The organism is Streptomyces sp. 6-11-2 (assembly GCF_006540305.1).
Classification (GTDB): Bacteria; Actinomycetota; Actinomycetes; order Streptomycetales; family Streptomycetaceae; genus Streptomyces.
Genome location: NZ_BJOR01000001.1, coordinates 44053 through 60479 on the forward strand (window position 1 = coordinate 44053; position 16427 = coordinate 60479).

The 16427-nt window shown below is 73.6% G+C and carries 17 protein-coding genes and 1 riboswitch; of the genes, 6 read left to right on the plus strand and 11 right to left on the minus strand.

Features of this window, described 5'->3' with window-relative positions; genetic code table 11:
• Nucleotides 1-84: 84 nt before the first annotated feature.
• Complete coding sequence (locus tag TNCT6_RS00215) at nt 85-2487, plus strand: SpoIIE family protein phosphatase (protein WP_141365880.1); 2403 nt, start codon at nt 85-87, stop codon at nt 2485-2487.
• A 77-nt stretch (nt 2488-2564) separates the two neighbouring features.
• Here the strand turns inward: TNCT6_RS00215 and TNCT6_RS00220 are convergent, their stop codons facing one another.
• Together TNCT6_RS00220 and TNCT6_RS00225 are read right to left on the minus strand one after the other, a co-directional pair.
• Nucleotides 2565-3347, minus strand: coding sequence for a peptidoglycan-binding protein (locus TNCT6_RS00220; protein WP_253265969.1), 783 nt, complete (start codon nt 3345-3347; stop codon nt 2565-2567).
• A gap of 104 nt (nt 3348-3451) precedes the next feature.
• Nucleotides 3452-4285 carry a hypothetical protein gene (locus TNCT6_RS00225; RefSeq protein WP_141355384.1) on the minus strand — a complete coding sequence of 278 codons (834 nt, stop codon included), beginning with the start codon at nt 4283-4285 and terminating at the stop codon, nt 3452-3454.
• A gap of 160 nt (nt 4286-4445) precedes the next feature.
• On the opposite strand from TNCT6_RS00225, the gene TNCT6_RS00230 reads away from it, so the two are divergent.
• The gene (locus TNCT6_RS00230) at nt 4446-5207 is read left to right on the plus strand and encodes a TetR family transcriptional regulator (protein WP_141355386.1); all 762 of its coding nucleotides are present in this window, start codon (nt 4446-4448) and stop codon (nt 5205-5207) included.
• A 146-nt stretch (nt 5208-5353) separates the two neighbouring features.
• Nucleotides 5354-5767 carry a Zn-ribbon domain-containing OB-fold protein gene (locus TNCT6_RS00235; RefSeq protein ID WP_141365884.1) on the plus strand — a complete coding sequence of 138 codons (414 nt, stop codon included), beginning with the start codon at nt 5354-5356 and terminating at the stop codon, nt 5765-5767.
• Between the two features lie 34 nt (nt 5768-5801).
• Here the strand turns inward: TNCT6_RS00235 and TNCT6_RS00240 are convergent, their stop codons facing one another.
• Together TNCT6_RS00240 and TNCT6_RS00245 are read right to left on the minus strand one after the other, a co-directional pair.
• A complete protein-coding gene (locus TNCT6_RS00240) occupies nt 5802-7058 on the minus strand; it encodes a glycosyltransferase 87 family protein (protein WP_141355388.1) in 1257 nt (418 codons plus the stop codon).
• Between the two features lie 74 nt (nt 7059-7132).
• A complete protein-coding gene (locus tag TNCT6_RS00245) occupies nt 7133-7513 on the minus strand; it encodes a PPOX class F420-dependent oxidoreductase (protein ID WP_141355390.1) in 381 nt (126 codons plus the stop codon).
• Nucleotides 7514-7590: 77 nt separating this feature from the next.
• Here TNCT6_RS00245 and TNCT6_RS00250 point away from each other — a divergent pair, with 77 nt between their 5' ends.
• Together TNCT6_RS00250 and TNCT6_RS00255 are read left to right on the plus strand one after the other, a co-directional pair.
• The gene (locus TNCT6_RS00250) at nt 7591-8601 is read left to right on the plus strand and encodes a DUF3800 domain-containing protein (RefSeq protein WP_141355392.1); all 1011 of its coding nucleotides are present in this window, start codon (nt 7591-7593) and stop codon (nt 8599-8601) included.
• 130 nt (nt 8602-8731) lie between these two features.
• On the plus strand, nt 8732-10111 hold the full coding sequence (locus TNCT6_RS00255; protein ID WP_141355394.1) for a S1 family peptidase: 1380 nt from the start codon (nt 8732-8734) through the stop codon (nt 10109-10111).
• Nucleotides 10112-10176: 65 nt separating this feature from the next.
• Here TNCT6_RS00255 and TNCT6_RS00260 read toward each other — a convergent pair whose 3' ends face one another.
• The 7 genes from TNCT6_RS00260 to TNCT6_RS00290 form a co-directional block, all read right to left on the minus strand.
• On the minus strand, nt 10177-10362 hold the full coding sequence (locus TNCT6_RS00260; RefSeq protein ID WP_141355396.1) for a hypothetical protein: 186 nt from the start codon (nt 10360-10362) through the stop codon (nt 10177-10179).
• 143 nt (nt 10363-10505) lie between these two features.
• Nucleotides 10506-11201: a L,D-transpeptidase family protein gene (locus tag TNCT6_RS00265; RefSeq protein WP_141355398.1), complete on the minus strand. Its 696-nt coding sequence runs from the start codon at nt 11199-11201 to the stop codon at nt 10506-10508.
• A 140-nt stretch (nt 11202-11341) separates the two neighbouring features.
• Nucleotides 11342-12148 (minus strand): SDR family NAD(P)-dependent oxidoreductase, encoded by an 807-nt coding sequence (locus TNCT6_RS00270; protein WP_141355400.1) that lies wholly within the window; start codon nt 12146-12148, stop codon nt 11342-11344.
• A gap of 144 nt (nt 12149-12292) precedes the next feature.
• Nucleotides 12293-13207: an SDR family oxidoreductase gene (locus tag TNCT6_RS00275; protein ID WP_141355402.1), complete on the minus strand. Its 915-nt coding sequence runs from the start codon at nt 13205-13207 to the stop codon at nt 12293-12295.
• 204 nt (nt 13208-13411) lie between these two features.
• The gene (locus TNCT6_RS00280) at nt 13412-14041 is read right to left on the minus strand and encodes an MBL fold metallo-hydrolase (protein ID WP_141355404.1); all 630 of its coding nucleotides are present in this window, start codon (nt 14039-14041) and stop codon (nt 13412-13414) included.
• The gene (locus tag TNCT6_RS00285) at nt 14041-15126 is read right to left on the minus strand and encodes an S-(hydroxymethyl)mycothiol dehydrogenase (RefSeq protein ID WP_141355406.1); all 1086 of its coding nucleotides are present in this window, start codon (nt 15124-15126) and stop codon (nt 14041-14043) included. Before TNCT6_RS00285 ends, TNCT6_RS00280 begins: the two co-directional genes overlap by 1 nt.
• 136 nt (nt 15127-15262) lie before the next feature.
• Nucleotides 15263-15562, minus strand: coding sequence for a hypothetical protein (locus TNCT6_RS00290; RefSeq protein WP_141355408.1), 300 nt, complete (start codon nt 15560-15562; stop codon nt 15263-15265).
• 176 nt (nt 15563-15738) lie between these two features.
• On the opposite strand from TNCT6_RS00290, the gene TNCT6_RS00295 reads away from it, so the two are divergent.
• Entirely contained in the window at nt 15739-16104 is a 366-nt protein-coding gene (locus TNCT6_RS00295; RefSeq protein WP_141355410.1) for a nuclear transport factor 2 family protein, read from the plus strand.
• Nucleotides 16105-16337: 233 nt separating this feature from the next.
• A riboswitch (ZMP/ZTP riboswitch) is annotated at nt 16338-16423 on the plus strand.
• Nucleotides 16424-16427 lie beyond the last annotated feature (4 nt).

Genomic DNA, 16427 nt, shown 5'->3' on the forward strand with positions numbered 1-16427 from the left:
GTGATCGGACCGGCCGGTATGTGCGATGCTCGACGCGTGACCAGCGAGCCCGCCGTTCCCGCGGAGTCCGGCACCGTCCCCGACATGGCGGCGCTGGCCAAGGTGGTGGCGAGACAGCGGGCCGAGCTCGACCGGCTCCAGGACCAGGCGGCGGCCTCGGCCGTACTGGAGCGGGCCAAGGGAGCGCTGATGGCGCTGACCGGCTGCGCCGCGGAGGCCGCGTACGAGGAGCTGCTGGCGCGGTCCAAGGCCGCGAACCGCACGCTCATGGAGGAGTGCTGGATCACGCTCGGCGCCCTTCGGTCCCGGCCGGACCACGCCGGCGCCGAGCCGGCCACCCCGTCCCCCGCACCCGCGGGCACCGCGCCCTCCTCCGCACGGCCCGCACCCTCCGACGCGGGGCCGGCAGCCGCCGAGACCGGGACGGACGTCCCCGACGGAAGCGGCGGCTCGGACGTGCTCGCCGTACTCGGCCGGGCCCTGGTCCGTGTCAGCACCCCGCGGGACCTCGCCCGGTGTCTGCTGGACCATCTCGCCGTGCCCGTGGGGGCCGCCGCGGTGATGATCTACCGGCGGCTGCCCGCCGGAGGGCTGGAGCTGATCGGCCACGCCGGCATCGACGACGTGTTCGCCGACCTGTGGCGGCACGTGCCCCCGGTCAGCGGGGTGGCCGCGCGCCACGCCCTCGACACCCGCGAGGAACTGTGGCTGGAGGACCTCGCCGAGGACAGCAAGCGGTACCTGCCGATCGGGGGCCCGGCCGGACCGTGGCTCACCCGCGCCTGGCTGCCCGTGCTCAACGGGGACGCGGCGGACGCCGTCATCGGTGTGCTGCGCGACCGCCCTGGCCCGTTCCTCCCGGACGTCCGGGCGCTGTTGCGCGGGGCGACCCGGCTGTGCGCGGGCCGGCTGCGCGCCTTCACCGCCTGGCCGGAGCGCGCCGTGACGGGCGCCGCGGACGCGGCCGAGGCTGTGGTCCACGCCCTGTTCGACGCGCTGCCCGGCACCACGCTGCTGCTCACCCCGCTGCGGTCACCGTCGGGCGAGGTCGAGGACTACCGCATAGACGCCGCGACGGCGCGGACCGTCGACACGGTCGGCCGCGGCGGACGCGAACTGGTCGGCCGGCGGCTCCTCGAGTGCTGGCCGGCCGCCGCCCGGGAGCCGCTGTGGCAGGGCTGGCTGGACACACTGACCGGCGGGGAGCCCTACGAGGGCGAGCCGTTCGCGCGGCAGGAACTGGTGGCGGGCGGGCAGGAGTTGTCCACGTACTCGGTGCGGGCCGCCCGCCTGGGCGACGGTCTGGTGGTCACCTGGCTGCGGCACGAGTCCTCCGACCGGCAGGAGCAGCGCCTGGCGGACATCCAGCGGCTGGGTCATCTCGGCTGGGCCACCTGGAACCTGGTCAGCCGGGAGGCGGTCTGGTCGTACCAGGTCTACGAGTTGTGCGGCCGCGACCCCGGCGACGGACCGGTCCGCCTGGCCGAACTGCCGGAGCTCGCCCTGCCCGAGGACGCACCCGGGCTGGCCCGGGTGGTGCGCGAACTGCTCACCGAGGGCAAGCCGTTCGACGTGCCGTTCCGGATCAGGACGGCGGCCGGGGTGCGGCATCTGCGGCTCGTCGCCGAGGCCGTCCCGGACGCCGAGGGCACACCGGTCCAGGTGCACGGCTTCGTACAGGACCTCACCGCGCAGCGCAGCGCCGAACTCGCCCTCGTCGAGAGCGAGCGGGCGATCCTGGCGCAGCACGGGATCCTCCAGGCCGAGCGGACGCTGGCGGGCCGGCTCCAGCACGCGCTGCTGCCGCTGCCGCGGCGGCCCGTACGGCTGGCCGGGCTGCGGGTCGACGTGGTCTATCTGCCCGCGCAGTCCGGGATCCACGTCGGCGGTGACTGGTTCAGCGCGATCGAACTGCCGGGCGGCGACGCGCTGTTCGTGATCGGCGACGTCGCCGGGCACGGCATCGACGCGGTGGCCACCATGGCCCAGCTCCGTTTCACGGCCAAGGGCATGATCTTCACCGGTTCGGCGCTGACGGACGCGCTCCTCGGGCTGAACACCCTGCTGCTCCACTCCCGGGACACCCGTCGCACGGCCACCATGGTGCTGGCCCGCTACAAGCCGGCCGAGCGCCGTCTGCTGTGGGTCCAGGCGGGACACCCTCCGCCGCTGCTGCTGCGCCGGGGCGAGCCCCGCTACCTCGACCGTCCGCGCGGTGTCCTGCTCGGGGCGACCGGAACCCCGGTGTACGAGGAGGCGGAGTGCCGGCTGGAGCCGGGAGACCGGCTGCTGCTGTACACCGACGGCCTGGTCGAGCGGCCCGGGGAGGGCATCCAGGAGGGCCTGGAGCGACTCGCCGCGGCGGCCGCGACCGGCCGCGGCGGTCCGGCCGGTGCGCTGGGGCCGCTGCTGGCCTCGATGCTGGAGGGCGAACGCCGCGACGACGTCTGCGTCCTGGACCTCCGGGTGCCCACGCAGCCGGTGTAGGCCCGCTCGCCGCGGCCCTCACCGCAACCCTCCCCGCTCCGTCCGCCGCCGGACCGGCGCGGCCGCCTCCGACCGGTTCATCCGCCGTCGACCGTCGTACGGGACTCCAGCGCGCGGCGGGTGTCGTCGCCGTAGACGCCGGCCTCGTCGCCGCTGATGCCGTACCAGAGCTGGAAGCGGGCGACGGCCGCCCTCAGTTCGCCGTCGTAGCGGCCGTCGGCGGAGCCGTCGCGGTAGACGTCCGGAACGCGCAGGAGGCGTTCTTGCAGTTCGGTGACGTCCGGGCCGCTGTCGCCCTCGCGCAGGGTGCCGGCGCCGTCCGGATCGGCCGGCGCGGTGCCGGTGGCGGTGGCGATGGGGGTCGCGGCCCGGGTGGGCGTGGCGGCGGCGCTCGCGGACGGTCGCGGTGGGGCCGCCGCCGCGCCGGCGGCCTCGCCCCGGGCGGGCAGCAGGAGGGCGCAGCCGAAACCGAGCAGCGCGGCCGAGGCCACGGCGACCGCGACGGCGGCCCCGCGCAGTGAGCGCCCCGCCGCGTCCTGCTCCAGGACCGGGGCCCGGCGGGGTGCGGGACCCCGAGGTGCGGGACCCCAGGGTGTGGAGCCCCGAGGTGTGGAGCCCCAGGATGCGGAGCCCCGAGGTGTGGGGCTCCCGGCCGGTGCGGTCGGGAGTTCCTCGGTCGCCGCGTCCTCGACGGATCCGTCGGGCGGCCCCGGCGGGTGCTCGCCGCCGGTGTCCCGCTGGTACTCCCTGAACTCCCGCATGAGCTCGGCGAGGGCGTCGGTCCGTCTGGGCCGGATGACGCGTACCGGCTCCAGGGGCGCCCCGTCGTGCGGCTGTCCGTGTCCGGGCGGTGTCGACACACTGCACTCCTCACGCTCTGCATCCGGGCCCCGTCCCGAGGAGTGATACGCGGACGCCGCCCGGCCGGTTCAGCGCCGCCCGCGGTGCGGCTCGCGGTGGAGGCTCACCCGGCGGCTGCGAGGAAGCGGCGCAGGGAGGACTTCATCGCGGCGACGAAGGCGTCCCTCCGTGTGTCGTCGACGGCGTCCAGGGACAGGTACGGGTTGAGGTCCTCCAGTTCGACCAGCAGCAGTTCGCCGCTCGGGGCGCGGCAGGCGTCGACCCGCTGGATGCCGTGGGCGAGGGTGTTCCATTCGACGAAGCTCCGGGCGAACTCCAGGTCCTCGCGGGAGGGTTCGTAGGGGCGCAGCTCCCAGCGCCGTTCCGGGTCCGGGGCGTGGAGGGCGTACTGGAAGTCGTGGTCGACGAAGTAGAACGAGACCTCGTAGGCGAAGTCGATGTGCGGCTGGACGAGGAGGCCGCCGCCGGCCAGGCCGGACAGTTCCCCGGCGGGGACGATGCGCAGGCCTATGGAGTCGGCTCCCATCTTGGGCTTGACCACGTAGCGCTCGGCCGCGGGCAGACGGTGCAGGTCCTCGGGGCGGTCGACGGTGGGGATGACCGGGCGGCCGGCCGCGCTGAGATCGAGGAGGTACTGCTTGCCGGCCATGTCCGCGCGGCCGGTGAGCGGGTTGTAGACCGGTGTCTTCCGGTCCAGGGCACGGGCCCGGAAGTCGTCGTAGGCCGCCTGGTACTCCAGGACGGGTCCGCTGTTGCGCACGACGACGGCGTCGAAGGCGTCCATCAGCGCGGCGGCGTCCCGGGGGTGGCACAGGGCCAGGTCGAAGTCCTCGCGCAGGCGCGAGGTGAGCCGGATGTCCTCGTCGCAGTAGCGGCGCCCGCGGGCCGGGTACGCCAGGTCGGTGACGTAGAGCAGACGGGAACGAACGGACGGCATGGCTGTCTCCTGGAACGTGGTGTCCGGTGGGACGGACGAGGAGCGGGAGAAGGTGAGGAAAGGTTACTGCGCAAACCGCCGGATGCTCCCCTTGCACTCGGTTCCCCATCAGACTGCACCGAGTGCCCTCCACGCCCGTCCGGATGCTACGTTCCCGTCCATGAGCTCCAGCAGCGCCGCGTCCCGCCGCGGTGAGAAGGCGCGGACGGCGGCCGGGCGGACGCCCATGCGCGAGGCCCTCGTGGCGGCGGCGTTCCGGCTGTTCCTGGAGCGCGGCTACGAACAGACCACCGTCGACGACATCGTGGCGCTCGCCGGGGTCGGACGGCGGTCGTTCTTCCGCTACTTCCCCTCCAAGGAGGACGTGGTCTTCCCCGACCACGAGCGGTACCTGGCCGACATGACGGCCTTCCTCGCCGCCGGCGGCGAGGAGGACGAACCCGTGCGGCGGGCCTGCGACGCGGCCCGCCTGGTGCTGCGGATGTACGCGGAGAACCCGGCGTTCTCCGTCCAGCGCTACCGGATCACCAAGCGCGTACCGGGGCTGCGGGCGTACGAGTTGTCGGTGGTGTGGCGCTACGAGCGCGCGCTCGCCGGGTATCTGCGGACCCGCTTCGCGCAGCGGCGCGACGGGACGCTGCGGGCGGACGTGATCGCGGCGGCGGTGGTCGCGGCGCACAACAACGCCCTGCGCTCGTGGCTGCGTTCGGACGGACGGGGCGACGCGGCTGCGGCGGTGGACCACGCGCTGAACCATGTGCAGGCCGCCTTCTGCGACCCGGCCGCCCCCCGCGCCGAACGGCGGCCCGGGGCGGCACAGGAGGACGTGGTCGTCGTGGTCGCGCGGCGCGGAGCGCCCCTGTGGCGGGTGGTGCGGGAGGTCGAGACGGCGCTCGCGGAGGGCCGGCAGCCCCCGGACTGAGGGCAATTGAGGGTACGCAGTGCCTTTACGGGTGACACCCAGTGCCATACGCTGGGCGTGTGCACGGTGGCGCGACCACCGTGCACACGCGTGCCCGGGTGCGCCGCGCACAAGGGATTCCGGCCGAGCGCAGGGAGTTGACCAGCGTGTACCACCACTCAGGAAACACCGTTCTTGCGGCAGCCGGCTCCACGACCGGCCTTCTCGAGCCCGCGGCCCACGACTCGCGGGCCCTGTACTTCCAGCGCTGCACCTGGTGCGGGACGGCCGTGTACCACCGGCTGCTGTGCCCGGTGTGCCGGGGCAGCGACCTGCGCACCGAGCGCAGCGCGGGTACGGGCACGGTCCGCCACTCCACGGTGGTGAACCGCAACTCCCCCGCCGCGCGCAATGTGTCGCTGATCGAGCTGAGCGAGGGCTTCGTCGTACGGGGACGGGTCATGGGGCCGCCCATCGGCATCCACGGCGGCGACCGGGTCCGGCTGTCCACGGCGAAGGACCCGGTGCGCGGCGAGCCGGTCTTCCAGCTGGTCGACGAGCCGTACGGCGCCTGGAGCTGACCGGCGGTCAACCGCTCACGGCGTTGACCGGCCGTCAACCACCCGCGACGTCCGAGCGATCCCGCTCCGGCACGTTGTCTGCGGCGACCGGTCGGTCGGGCCCCGCGGGTCGGAGCGCCACGGCGGCGAGTGTCAGCACGGCGCACCCGGCGTAGACGCAGCCGGGCCAGGCGAGCAGCGCCGGATAGGCACCGGGGTGAACCAGGCGGTCCTCGGCGCCGATCAGGAAGGGCACCACGCGGGCGACGGTGACCACGGCCCACCACGCGAGCGCGACGCGGCTGAGCAGGCGGCCGCGGAGGGGTCCGTGGGCCAGCCAGATCATGGCGGGCAGGCACCAGATCCAGTGGTGGCTCCACGAGACGGGGCTCACCAGCAGCCCGTACAGCTCCACGGCGACCAGGACACCGAGCAGGTCGTGCCGCCGTACGGCGGAGCGCAGAGCACAGACCAGCGCCAGGGTCACCAGAGCGAGCACCGACCAGAGGACCACGGCGGCGGTGGTGTCCTGACCGAGCAGTCTGGCGACGGCACCACTCAGCGACTGGTTGCGCACCGACCAGACCGGGCCGACCCTGCCGGTGTCCGTGACGAGCGTGGACCAGTAGCGGGCGGACTCGCGCGGGGCGACACCCCAGGCGAGCGCCGTCGCCGCCGCCGCGGCCGCGACCGCCCACGCGGCGGCCCGCCACTGCCGGGTCGCCAGCAGATACAGTCCTCCGACGGCCGGGGTCAGCTTCACCGCCGCCGCCAGACCCACCCCCGCTCCCCTGCCCGGCGCCGCGCGCGGCACGGCCAGGCCCCACAGGACCACGGCGCCCAGCAGCAGATTGACCTGACCCTGGTCGAGGGTGTGACGCACGGGCTCCAGCCACAGCCCGGCGGCGGCCCAGAGCAGAGCGCGCCGCCGGACCCGGCCGCCGGGACGCGGGCCCAGCAGCCGCACCGCGCACACGGCGACGACGACCAGGGCCGCCACGGACAGCGACTGCCAGAGCGCGACCAGCGCCGCCCAGGGAAGCCGCGCGAGCGGCAGGAACACGAGTGCGGCGAAGGGCGGGTAGGTGAACGGCAGCCGCGGGATGGGCGGGGTGGTGCGCAGCGCGTAGTCGTACAGGCCGCCGGAGAGCACGTGCGGCGCGGCCTCGCGGTAGACGCGCAGGTCCAGCGGGTGGGTGGGGTGGGTGACGACGGCTGCGACGTGCACCGCCAGGGAGACGGCCAGGCACCAGCCGGCATGGCCGGTGAGCCATTGTCCGATCCCCCGGCTCCTGGCCCAGATCCCTCGCACCGCACCAGCCCCGTCGTCTCGCAGCGCCCCGCACACTAGCCCAGCGGGTACCGCGTGCGGCGGCTGCCACGCGGTCAGAGGGTCACGCGGATTCCGACGGTTCCTCCCAGACCGCGGCGCAGTCTGCTGCCCAGGAGGGTGAGGCGGCCGATCACGCCGTACTTGCGGGCGATCAGCCCCCGGTAGCGGGCGGTGGTGTCCGCGTCGCAGATCTCCGCCCGCGCCTCCACCTGTTCCCCGGTCGGATGCCCGCGCAGGTCGCAGGGGCCGACGAGGACGTCGGCGCGGTTGCGGATCCGCTTGACCTTCCAGGAGTCGGCGGTCGTCCACACACCGAGCGCGTCGCCGTCGCGCACCACCCAGACCGGGGTGGCGACCGGGGTGCCGTTCCTGCGATAGCTGGTGACGAGCAGGTACTTCCCCGCTCCGAGCCGCTCCACCAGGGTGTCGTCCATGCGCCGCAGTCTAGGCCCGGCGTGACAGTGGAAGACTCGGGCTGTGGTCCGGGACGACGAGGACGGGGGCGGGACGGATGATGTGGGACGGGGTACGGGAGGTCGCCTGCGACGAGTCGGGGTCCGACGGTGAGAACCTCACCGACGGCAACACCGACGTCTTCGCGCACGCCAGCGTGCTGCTGCCGGCGGAGTCCGCGGCCGGGTGCGTGCAGGAGATACGGAACCGGATCCGCTCGCCCGCGGAGGAGTACAAGGCCGGCCATCTGCTGCGGGAGAAGCACCGGGCGGTACTGGAGTGGGTGCTCTCCCCTGCCGGGCCGCTGTACGGGCACGCCCGGGTGGACCTCACCGATAAGGCGTTCTTCGTGGTGGACCGCGCCCTGGACCTGCTGCTCGGGGACGCGGCCGGGGCGGACGCCCTGTACGGCACGGGGCGGGAGGCCTTCGGCGCGGACGGATGGCGGCGGTTCCTGCGGGCGGCCAACCGGCTGCTGCGGGCCAGGAGCGACGCGGAGCCCGTGGACCCGGTGGACGCCTTCTTCGCCCATGTCGAGGAACTGCGGCGTGTGGAGGTTCCCGAACCGGCCGCGGCGGTTCTGGAGCGGCTGGCCGGCAGCCGGGAGCGCGCCGAGGCCTACCGGGCCCGGGTCACCGCCGGCCCGCCCCTGATCCCCGCGCTCAACCCGCTGCTGCCCGCGATCCTGCGGACGGCCGCGCTGTGGAGCGCGCCGCGAACCGCCGTGCGGCTCGTGCACGACCGGCAGAACATGCTCACTCCCGACCGCGTCGACTGGCTCCTGCGGACGGCCCGGCAGCGGGGTGTGGCCCTGGACGGTGTGGAACTCGTCCACTCGCGGCTGGACCTGCGGGTGCAGCTCGCCGACTTCCTCGCCGGCGTCGCCCGCAAGCTGGCCTCCGACGAGCTGAACGGCTGCGGCGACCCGGTGCTCACCGCGCTGCTGCGCCCCTACGTCGGTTCCTCCTCCGTCTGGGGAGACGCCCCGAGCTGGGCCCGCCTCGGCCCGCTCCCGGACGGCCGCGGCCGGGGGACGCGGGCCGGCTCGGGGGCGCGGCTCCCCTGTTGAGCGGGCGCGCCCGAAGAAGATCACCCGAGCGCTGAACACGGCCGTGCCGCGCCACGTATGGAGGAGGGGCGCTCAACGACCGTAGCGCCTCGCGGTGTTGAGACCGCGGGTTCGGGTTCGGGAGCCATGCATGGGGCACGCACGACGACGGGTCGTCCGGCGGGTGACACGGCTGACGGCCGTCGCGGGACTCCTTCTGGGGGGCGCGATGGTCGCGCAGGCGGCGATGGCGAGCGAGCCTCCCGGCGCCTCCGCCGCGCGTGGTACCGCGGGGCCGGCCGGCACGTCCGGCACGTCCGGCGCCGACCTGGTGGCCCGGCTCGGCACCTCGCGCACGGCGGGCAGCTGGACCGGCTCCGACGGGCGCCCGGTGGTCGCCGTGACCGACGAGCGGACGGCGGCGGAGGTGCGGCGGGCGGGCGCCGAGGCGAAGATCGTGCGGCACAGCATGAACGAGCTGAAGGCGGCCACCGCGGCCCTGCGCGCGGCGCCCCGGGTGGCCGGCACGGCCTGGACGATGGACTACCGCGCCAACCGGGTGACGGTCGAGGGCGACAGCACGGTCTCCGCCTCCGACTGGGCCCGGATGACCGAGGTCGCCGGCAGGATCGGTGGCTTGGTGCGCATGGAGCGCACCGAGGGCGCCTTCACCACCCGTCTCAACGGGGCGCAGCCCATCCTGTCGACCGACGGGCGCTGCTCGGCGGGTTTCAACGTGACCGACGGGCGGACCGACTTCATCCTCACCGCGGGCCACTGCGGGCCCACAGGTTCCCTCTGGTTCGCCGACGGCCAGGGCGACCGGCAGCTCGGCAGGACGGTCGCCGGGTCCTTCCCGGGCGGCGACTTCTCGCTGGTGCGGTACGACTCCGGCAGCGCGGGCCAGGGCGCCGACGTGGTGGCGATCGGCGGCGGCAACGGCGTACGGATCACGGGGGCGGGCGATCCGGCCGTGGGGCAGCGGGTGTTCCGCAGCGGCAGCACGAGCGGGCTGCGCGACGGCGAGGTGACCGGACTGGACTCGACGGTGAACTACCCCGAGGGCACCGTCACCGGTCTCATCCGGACCACGGTGTGCGCCGAGCCGGGCGACAGCGGCGGTCCGCTGTTCTCCGAGGGGATCGCCCTGGGGGTGACCTCGGGCGGCAGCGGCGACTGCACACGGGGCGGTACGACGTTCTTCCAGCCGGTCACCAAGGCGCTGTCCGCGCTCGACGTGCGGCTGATCGTGTCCGACGCGCGGCAGGACACCGGGCAGAGCGCGGAGCCGTCCGCCCCGGCCACCCACAGCGCCATCGCCCCCGGCACGGCCTCCCCCGGCTCCTCGGCGCCGGTGGCCGGCGGCGCCGACGGGACCACGCCGCTCTCCCGGCTCTCCGACCCCGAAAACGTCGGCCCCGGTCTCCTGATCATGGGGGGCAGTCTGATCGCCCTGGTGGCCACCCGCTGGATCCGCGCGGAACGGGACCGCAAGGCCTACCAGAGGTACTACTCGGCGACGTGGAGCTGACGGAAAGGACGGACGGCGACGGGCGGACCGACGGCGGAGGTCGGAGGGCAGAGGTCGGAGCCGGTTCAGGCCGCCCTGTCGGAGTGCGGGGCGGCCGCGGCCCACTCCATCACCAGGCGCTGGTACTCCTCGCGCTGCTCGGTGGTCAGAATCCCGCCCGACCTGCGCCACAGCGCCCGGATCTCCTCGTTGACCTCCGCGGCCGATCGCTCGGAGACGGGTTCAACACTGGTGGACATGCCGTGAAGCATATGCCGCCCGGAGTGAAGGCGCTGTGAATAAGTACGAGCGATACAGGCATATCGGACCGTGTCGCTCATCACGTCAATTCGGCAGGTCACCGGCGTGAGTTCGCACTCGGCCGACGGGGCTCGGCGTCGGCCTGCCCGTGCCGTCAGGTGCCCGGCTTGCGCCCGTAGACGAACACGTCGTCGCCCTTCTTCAGCAGCGACCAGTATTTCTTGGCGTCCTTCGTCGTCATGTTGACGCAGCCGTGCGAACCCGGCGGGTTCCACATGCTCAGGCCGACGGAGTGGAAGGCCTGACCGCCGTCGAAGAACTGACTGTAGGGCATGGGCACGTTGTAGACGGTCGAGACGTGGTCGATGTCCCGCCAGTAGATCTTCTTCAGGCCGGTACGGGTCGTGTACCCCTTGCGTCCCGTGCGCACCGGTACCGGCCCGTAGACGAGCCGGCTGCCGTCCTGGATCCAGCTGAGCTGGAGGGTGAGGTCGACGCAGGCGATACGGCCTTTGTTGACCGGGCACTTGCCGCTCTTGTTGGGCTTCTTGCCGACGGCCTTCTGCTTGTTCATGAGGTTCATCACGCCCCAGGTGACGGAACCCGCGTAGCCGATGTTCGGCGTGATGCCGTGCTTGTTCTGGAAGGCCCGGATGGCCTTGCAGTCGGCGGCCGACTGCCGTCCGTCCACGGGCCGCCCGAGGAACTTCTCCACTTGCTTCTGGTACGGTCCCGCCTGCGTCGTGCAACTCGCCGCCTGCGCCGGTGCCGTACCGAGCGCGAGCGTGAGTGGTGCCACCAGCCCCGTGACGCCCAGTACGACCGCTCCCCGCCTGCCGATGTCCCTCATAACGACCTTGCCCCCTAGGTGCGTTCCGGCACTTCCCGACACCTAGACCCGTGGCGGGGCACATCGGTTGCGCAGCGGCGCGTGCCGAGACGAAACGGTGACACGCGCCCGGCGGTCGAGGCCGGGGCCGGGCGGTCCGCTCAGGTGTCCCCCTCCTCCCGCTCCTCCTGAACGGCCGCGCGGAAAGCGGTGTTGACCGCGGTGAGGCCGCCGTCGACGGTCAGGGTGGTGCCGGTGATCCAGGCCGCGTCGCGGGAGGCGAGGAAGGCCACCGCTGCGGCGATGTCCTCCGGTTCGCCGACCCGGCCCAGCGGGTACAGGCCGCGGACCCGGTCGAGTTCGGCCTCCCGTCCCTCCCAGGCCGAGGTGCGGACCGTGCCCGGCACCACCAGGTTGACGCGGACGCCGCGGGAGGCGGCGTGTCCGGCGAGGGTACGGGTGAGCGAGGCAAGCCCCGCCTTCGCCGCGCTGTAGCCGTGGTTGCCGAAGTCCTGGACGCCGTTGACCGAGCCGATGCCGACGATCGCTCCCCTGCCGCCCGCCGCCAGGTGGGGCAGGGCGGCGCGGCAGCAGCGGTAGGCACCGGTCAGGGTGATGTCGAGGTCGCGGGCCCACACCGCTTCCGGGTCGTCCTCGAACAACGGGGTGTCGGGCGTGCAGTGGGCCGCGCAGTTGACCAGGACGTCGAGGGATCCGAAGGTCTGGACGGCCAGGTCCACGGCCGCCTGGACCGCGTCCCGGTCCGCGACGTCCAACGCGTGTGCCCGGGCCGTGAGTCCACGCTCGCGCAGCGCCGCCGCCGTGTGCTCCGCCACGTCCCCGTCCAGGTCGGTGACCAGGACCCCGGCCCCCTCCTCGGCCAGCCTGCGCGCGGTGGCCGCGCCGATGCCCCGGCCCGCACCGGTGATGAGAACCCCGTGTCCGTCGAACCGCCCACTGTCCGTCATGCGCCGAACCTACTTCCCCGAAGGCCTCCCGGGCAGTCGGCGCGCAACATGTCCTCGCTCCGGCGAGTCCCGCAACTCCCCACGCCCGTCGGCGTCGTGGCCGACGGGCCGGGAGATGCGATGCCGTGGTGGGGCGGCGCCCGGTCAGCGGTAGCCGGTCGGGTCGGCGGGCCCGCCCGCGTCCTGGACCTCGACGAGGTACCGCCAGGCGTCGGGGCGGCTGCCGTCCAGGTCGGTGAAGCCGTAGTCCTGGGCGAGCCCGCCGCTGGAGAGGGAACGGCCGTTCCAGCGGGCCACGTCCGGGTCCGCGGCCAGGGCGGCCACGGCACGGCCCACATAGCGCGGGGTCTCGGAGATGGCGAAGTGCGGAACGCGGTCCAGGGCTTCGCGCCAGTTGTCCTCCCGGACCCCGAAGTGGTCGAGCATCAGCTCCGAGCGCAGCCAGCCCGGGGTGAGGGCCACCGCCGTGGCGCCGCGCGGGCCGAGTTCGTGGCCGAGTGCGAAGGCCATGCGCAGGACGGACGCCTTGGCGAGGTCGTAGAAGAAGTTGACGCGGTAGGTGTCCCGGTTGTACTCGGCGGTGCCGTCGGTCATCTCCACCACCAGACCGCCGGGGTGACGCAGCAGCAGCGGCAGGGCGTGATGGCTGGTGATCGCGTGTGTCTCCACCGCGAGCCGGAGCAGCCGCAGCCCCTTGTCGAGGTCGTGCTCCCACACCGGCGTGTCCCACGCGAAGAGGTGCTCCGCGCCCCAGATGTCGTTGACGAGGACGTCGAGACGGTCCTGCTCGCGCGCGATACGGTCCACGAGGGCGCGGACCTGGCCGGGCTCCAGATGGTCGGCCGGTACGGCGATGCCGTGGCCGCCGGCCTCGGTGACCAGGTCGGCGGTGTCCTCGATGGTCTCGGGGCGGTCGTACTCGGAGCGGCGGGCGCGGGTGGTGCGTCCGGTGACGTAGACGGTGGCGCCGGCCGCGCCGAGCTCCACCGCGATTCCCCGTCCCGCTCCCCGCGTCGCCCCCGCGACCAGCGCGACCTTGCCTTCCAGTGGGCCCGGCATGTCCGACCTCCCGATGCGTCTTCCGTCGATGCCGTCATCGAGAGTGCCGGGGAAACCGGACACCTTCTGTCGCCTTTCGGCGCGGGAAACGGCGCGGGAAACGGTGGAACGCGGGCGGGAAGCGGTGAAACGAGGGCGGGCCGCACGAGCGCCTCCCGGTCCCGTGCGGCCCGCCACCCGGGCTCCCGGCCCGGTTCTCCCGCGTCAGTGCCCGCGGGCGATCCACTCCTCCAGGTGCGGGGCCTCGGCACCGATGGTGGTCGGGTCGCCGTGGCCGGTGAGGACCTTCGTCTCGGGCGGCAGCGTCAGCAGACGGTCGCGGATCGAGTCGATGATCGTCGGGAAGTGGGAGTAGGAACGGCCGGTGGCCCCGGGACCGCCCTGGAAGAGCGTGTCGCCGGTGAAGACCACGCCGAGTCCGGGGTCGTACAGGCAGATCGCGCCCGGGGCGTGGCCGGGCGTGTGCAGGACCTTCAGGTCGGCACCGGCCGCCTCGATGACCTGGCCGTCGACCAGGTGCTCGTCGGGGTCCCGGTTCGGGTGGGTCATCTTCCACAGCGGCAGGTCGTCACCGTGCAGCCAGATGGTCGCGCCGGTGAGGTCGGCGAGCGCCGGGGCGGCGTTGACGTGGTCGTTGTGGGCGTGGGTGCACACGATGGCGGTCAGCCGGCGGTCGCCGACCGCCGCGGCGATGGCCTCGGCGTCGTGGGCGGCGTCGATGACGACGGCCTCATGGTCGTCGCCGACGATCCACACGTTGTTGTCGACGTCCCAGGTGCCGCCGTCGAGCGTGAACTGCCCGGAGGTGACGAGGCGTTCGATACGGGCGGCCATCAGAGCACCACCACCGAGCGCAGCACGTCGCCGTGGTGCATCCGCTCGAACGCCTTCTCCACCTCGTCCAGTTGGATGGTTTCGGTGACGAACTTGTCCAGCGGCAGGCGTCCTTGCAGATGCAGGTCGATGAGCATCGGGAAGTCCCGGGAGGGCAGGCAGTCGCCGTACCAGCTCGACTTCAGCGCCCCGCCGCGTCCGAAGACGTCCAGCAGCGGCAGTTCCAGCTTCATCTCCGGGGTCGGCACGCCGACCAGGACAACCGTGCCGGCCAGGTCACGGGCGTAGAAGGCCTGTTGGTACGTCTCGGGGCGGCCGACCGCCTCGATGACGACGTCGGCGCCGAAGCCACCGGTCAGCTCGCGGATGGCCTCGACCGGGTCGTTCTCCTTGGAGTTGACCGTGTGCGTGGCGCCCATGGTGCGGGCGGTCTCCAGCTTGCGGTCGTCGATGTCGACGGCGATGACCTTCGCCGCGCCCGCCAGGTACGCACCGGCGATCGCCGCGTCGCCGACACCGCCGCAGCCGATGACGGCGACCGAGTCGCCGCGGCCGACGTTGCCGGTGTTGATCGCCGCGCCAATGCCGGCCATCACGCCGCAGCCCAGCAGCCCGGCCACCGCCGGGGAGACCGACGGGTCGACCTTGGTGCACTGACCGGCCGCCACCAGGGTCTTCTCGGCGAACGCGCCGATCCCGAGCGCCGGGGAGAGTTCGGTGCCGTCGGTCAGGGTCATCCGCTGCCGCGCGTTGTGGGTGTCGAAGCAGTACCAGGGCCGCCCGCGCAGACAGGCACGGCACTTGCCGCACACGGCCCGCCAGTTGAGGATGACGAAGTCCCCGGGCGCGACGTCGGTGACGTCGTCGCCGACCGACTCCACGACGCCCGCGGCCTCGTGGCCGAGCAGGAACGGGAACTCGTCGTTGATTCCGCCCTGCTTGTAGTGCAGGTCGGTGTGGCAGACGCCGCAGGCCTGGATCCGCACGACGGCCTCTCCCGGCCCCGGGTCCGGCACGACGATCGTCTCGACCCGCACCGGTTCGTTCTTGCCGGGTGCGATCACGCCGCGCACTTCCTGCGCCATGGTGGTGGTCCCTTCCGTCGAGCGGTGTACGTCCCCCGACCCTACGTCCGACTGATCGGTAAGGGACACCGAGGGGGCCTCTGATCTGCGGGGACGGGCGGGCGAGGCGCGGGTGCCCGGCCCGCGGGGCGGAAGATCAGCGCTGGCTGGCGGGAACCGGCCCGAAGACCGGCGGGACCAGGCAGGTGACCTGGTTCAGCCGGCCCACCTGGTTGAGATCGCGTACGCGGTCGACCCCGGACAGCCGTTCGGAGACCGTGGGCGGTTCGCCCCGGTGTTCGGCCTGGACGCCGGTCCCGGGGAGGGAGTCGAGCAGGCCGGGCGGCTGGAACCCGCCGACGGACGGGGCGCCCGCGGCGCTCGCGGGCAGCGCGGTCAGGCCCGTGACCGAGACGGCGCGTCCGACGGCGGCGACGATGCGTCGAGTGCAGACCATGCCCTCGGCAACGCCGTCCTGGCCCGCCCGGACACGGGCCCGCGGCCGCGCTCACCCGTCGGGCTCAGCGTCCGGACCCCGTTTGCCGCGCCCGCCGAGGCGGAGGAGTCTCGAACTGTGAGGCCCGCCGCGGCCCGCTCCTCGCAAGGGCCGCGGCCCTCGGAGGAGGTCCCGTCATGTCCACCTCGGCAAGCCCCGCCTTCGACACCGACACGCTGCGCCGCGGCATCGAAGGAGACACGGCGGACACGCTGCTGTCGCTCTACGCGGACGACGCGGAGATCCGCATCGTGGACCGCGACACCCAGCCCAGCAACCCCAAGGTCCTGCACGGCCGGGACGAGATCGGCACCATGCTCCAGGACATCTACGGCCGCGACATGACGCACCGGCTGGAGCAGTGCGTCGTGCAGGGCGACCATGCGGCGTACGTGGAGTCCTGCCAGTACGCGGACGGCGGCCGTGTCCTCGCGGAGTCCATGGTCTCGCTGCGCGACGGCAGGATCGCCGAGCAGACACTGATCCAGGCATGGGACGAATAGGCGGGAGAGCCGCGAGGTTCCAGGTCGGCTCCCGTCCGACCCGGACCTTCTCGGCCCGCGCCGGCCTGGGCCGGTCCCGTTCGGCCCGGTCGCGCCTGCCGGGGCCCTCGACCGCCGTGCCCCGCCTGGCGTCCGCCGCGGCGGTCCGCTCGCTGCCGCGGGCGGCGCGGCCGCGTCCGGGCCGTACGGCGGTGCGCGGCCTTCGGCCGCGGCGGGCCGTGTCGGTTAGGGTGAGGCGGGGCCGTGACTGGCGCTGAGGTGGAGCACCACCGGGGAGCGGTCCACGCAGAGACGTGAGCCGCGCGCCTGGGCAATTCCCCCGA

Excerpts from the sequence above, each read along its gene's own strand:
- TNCT6_RS00255 (WP_141355394.1), top strand. The coding sequence starts at position 8,732 with ATGGGGCACGCACGACGACGGGTCGTCCGGCGGGTGACACGGCTGACG.
- TNCT6_RS00280 (WP_141355404.1), bottom strand. The coding sequence starts at position 14,041 with ATGGCCGCCCGTATCGAACGCCTCGTCACCTCCGGGCAGTTCACGCTC.
- TNCT6_RS00225 (WP_141355384.1), bottom strand. The coding sequence starts at position 4,285 with ATGCCGTCCGTTCGTTCCCGTCTGCTCTACGTCACCGACCTGGCGTAC.
- TNCT6_RS00245 (WP_141355390.1), bottom strand. The coding sequence starts at position 7,513 with ATGGACGACACCCTGGTGGAGCGGCTCGGAGCGGGGAAGTACCTGCTC.
- TNCT6_RS00260 (WP_141355396.1), bottom strand. The coding sequence starts at position 10,362 with ATGCTTCACGGCATGTCCACCAGTGTTGAACCCGTCTCCGAGCGATCG.
- TNCT6_RS00230 (WP_141355386.1), top strand. The coding sequence starts at position 4,446 with ATGAGCTCCAGCAGCGCCGCGTCCCGCCGCGGTGAGAAGGCGCGGACG.
- TNCT6_RS00290 (WP_141355408.1), bottom strand. The coding sequence starts at position 15,562 with ATGGTCTGCACTCGACGCATCGTCGCCGCCGTCGGACGCGCCGTCTCG.
- TNCT6_RS00275 (WP_141355402.1), bottom strand. The coding sequence starts at position 13,207 with ATGCCGGGCCCACTGGAAGGCAAGGTCGCGCTGGTCGCGGGGGCGACG.
- TNCT6_RS00270 (WP_141355400.1), bottom strand. The coding sequence starts at position 12,148 with ATGACGGACAGTGGGCGGTTCGACGGACACGGGGTTCTCATCACCGGT.
- TNCT6_RS00250 (WP_141355392.1), top strand. The coding sequence starts at position 7,591 with ATGATGTGGGACGGGGTACGGGAGGTCGCCTGCGACGAGTCGGGGTCC.
- TNCT6_RS00215 (WP_141365880.1), top strand. The coding sequence starts at position 85 with ATGGCGGCGCTGGCCAAGGTGGTGGCGAGACAGCGGGCCGAGCTCGAC.
- TNCT6_RS00295 (WP_141355410.1), top strand. The coding sequence starts at position 15,739 with ATGTCCACCTCGGCAAGCCCCGCCTTCGACACCGACACGCTGCGCCGC.
- TNCT6_RS00265 (WP_141355398.1), bottom strand. The coding sequence starts at position 11,201 with ATGAGGGACATCGGCAGGCGGGGAGCGGTCGTACTGGGCGTCACGGGG.
- TNCT6_RS00285 (WP_141355406.1), bottom strand. The coding sequence starts at position 15,126 with ATGGCGCAGGAAGTGCGCGGCGTGATCGCACCCGGCAAGAACGAACCG.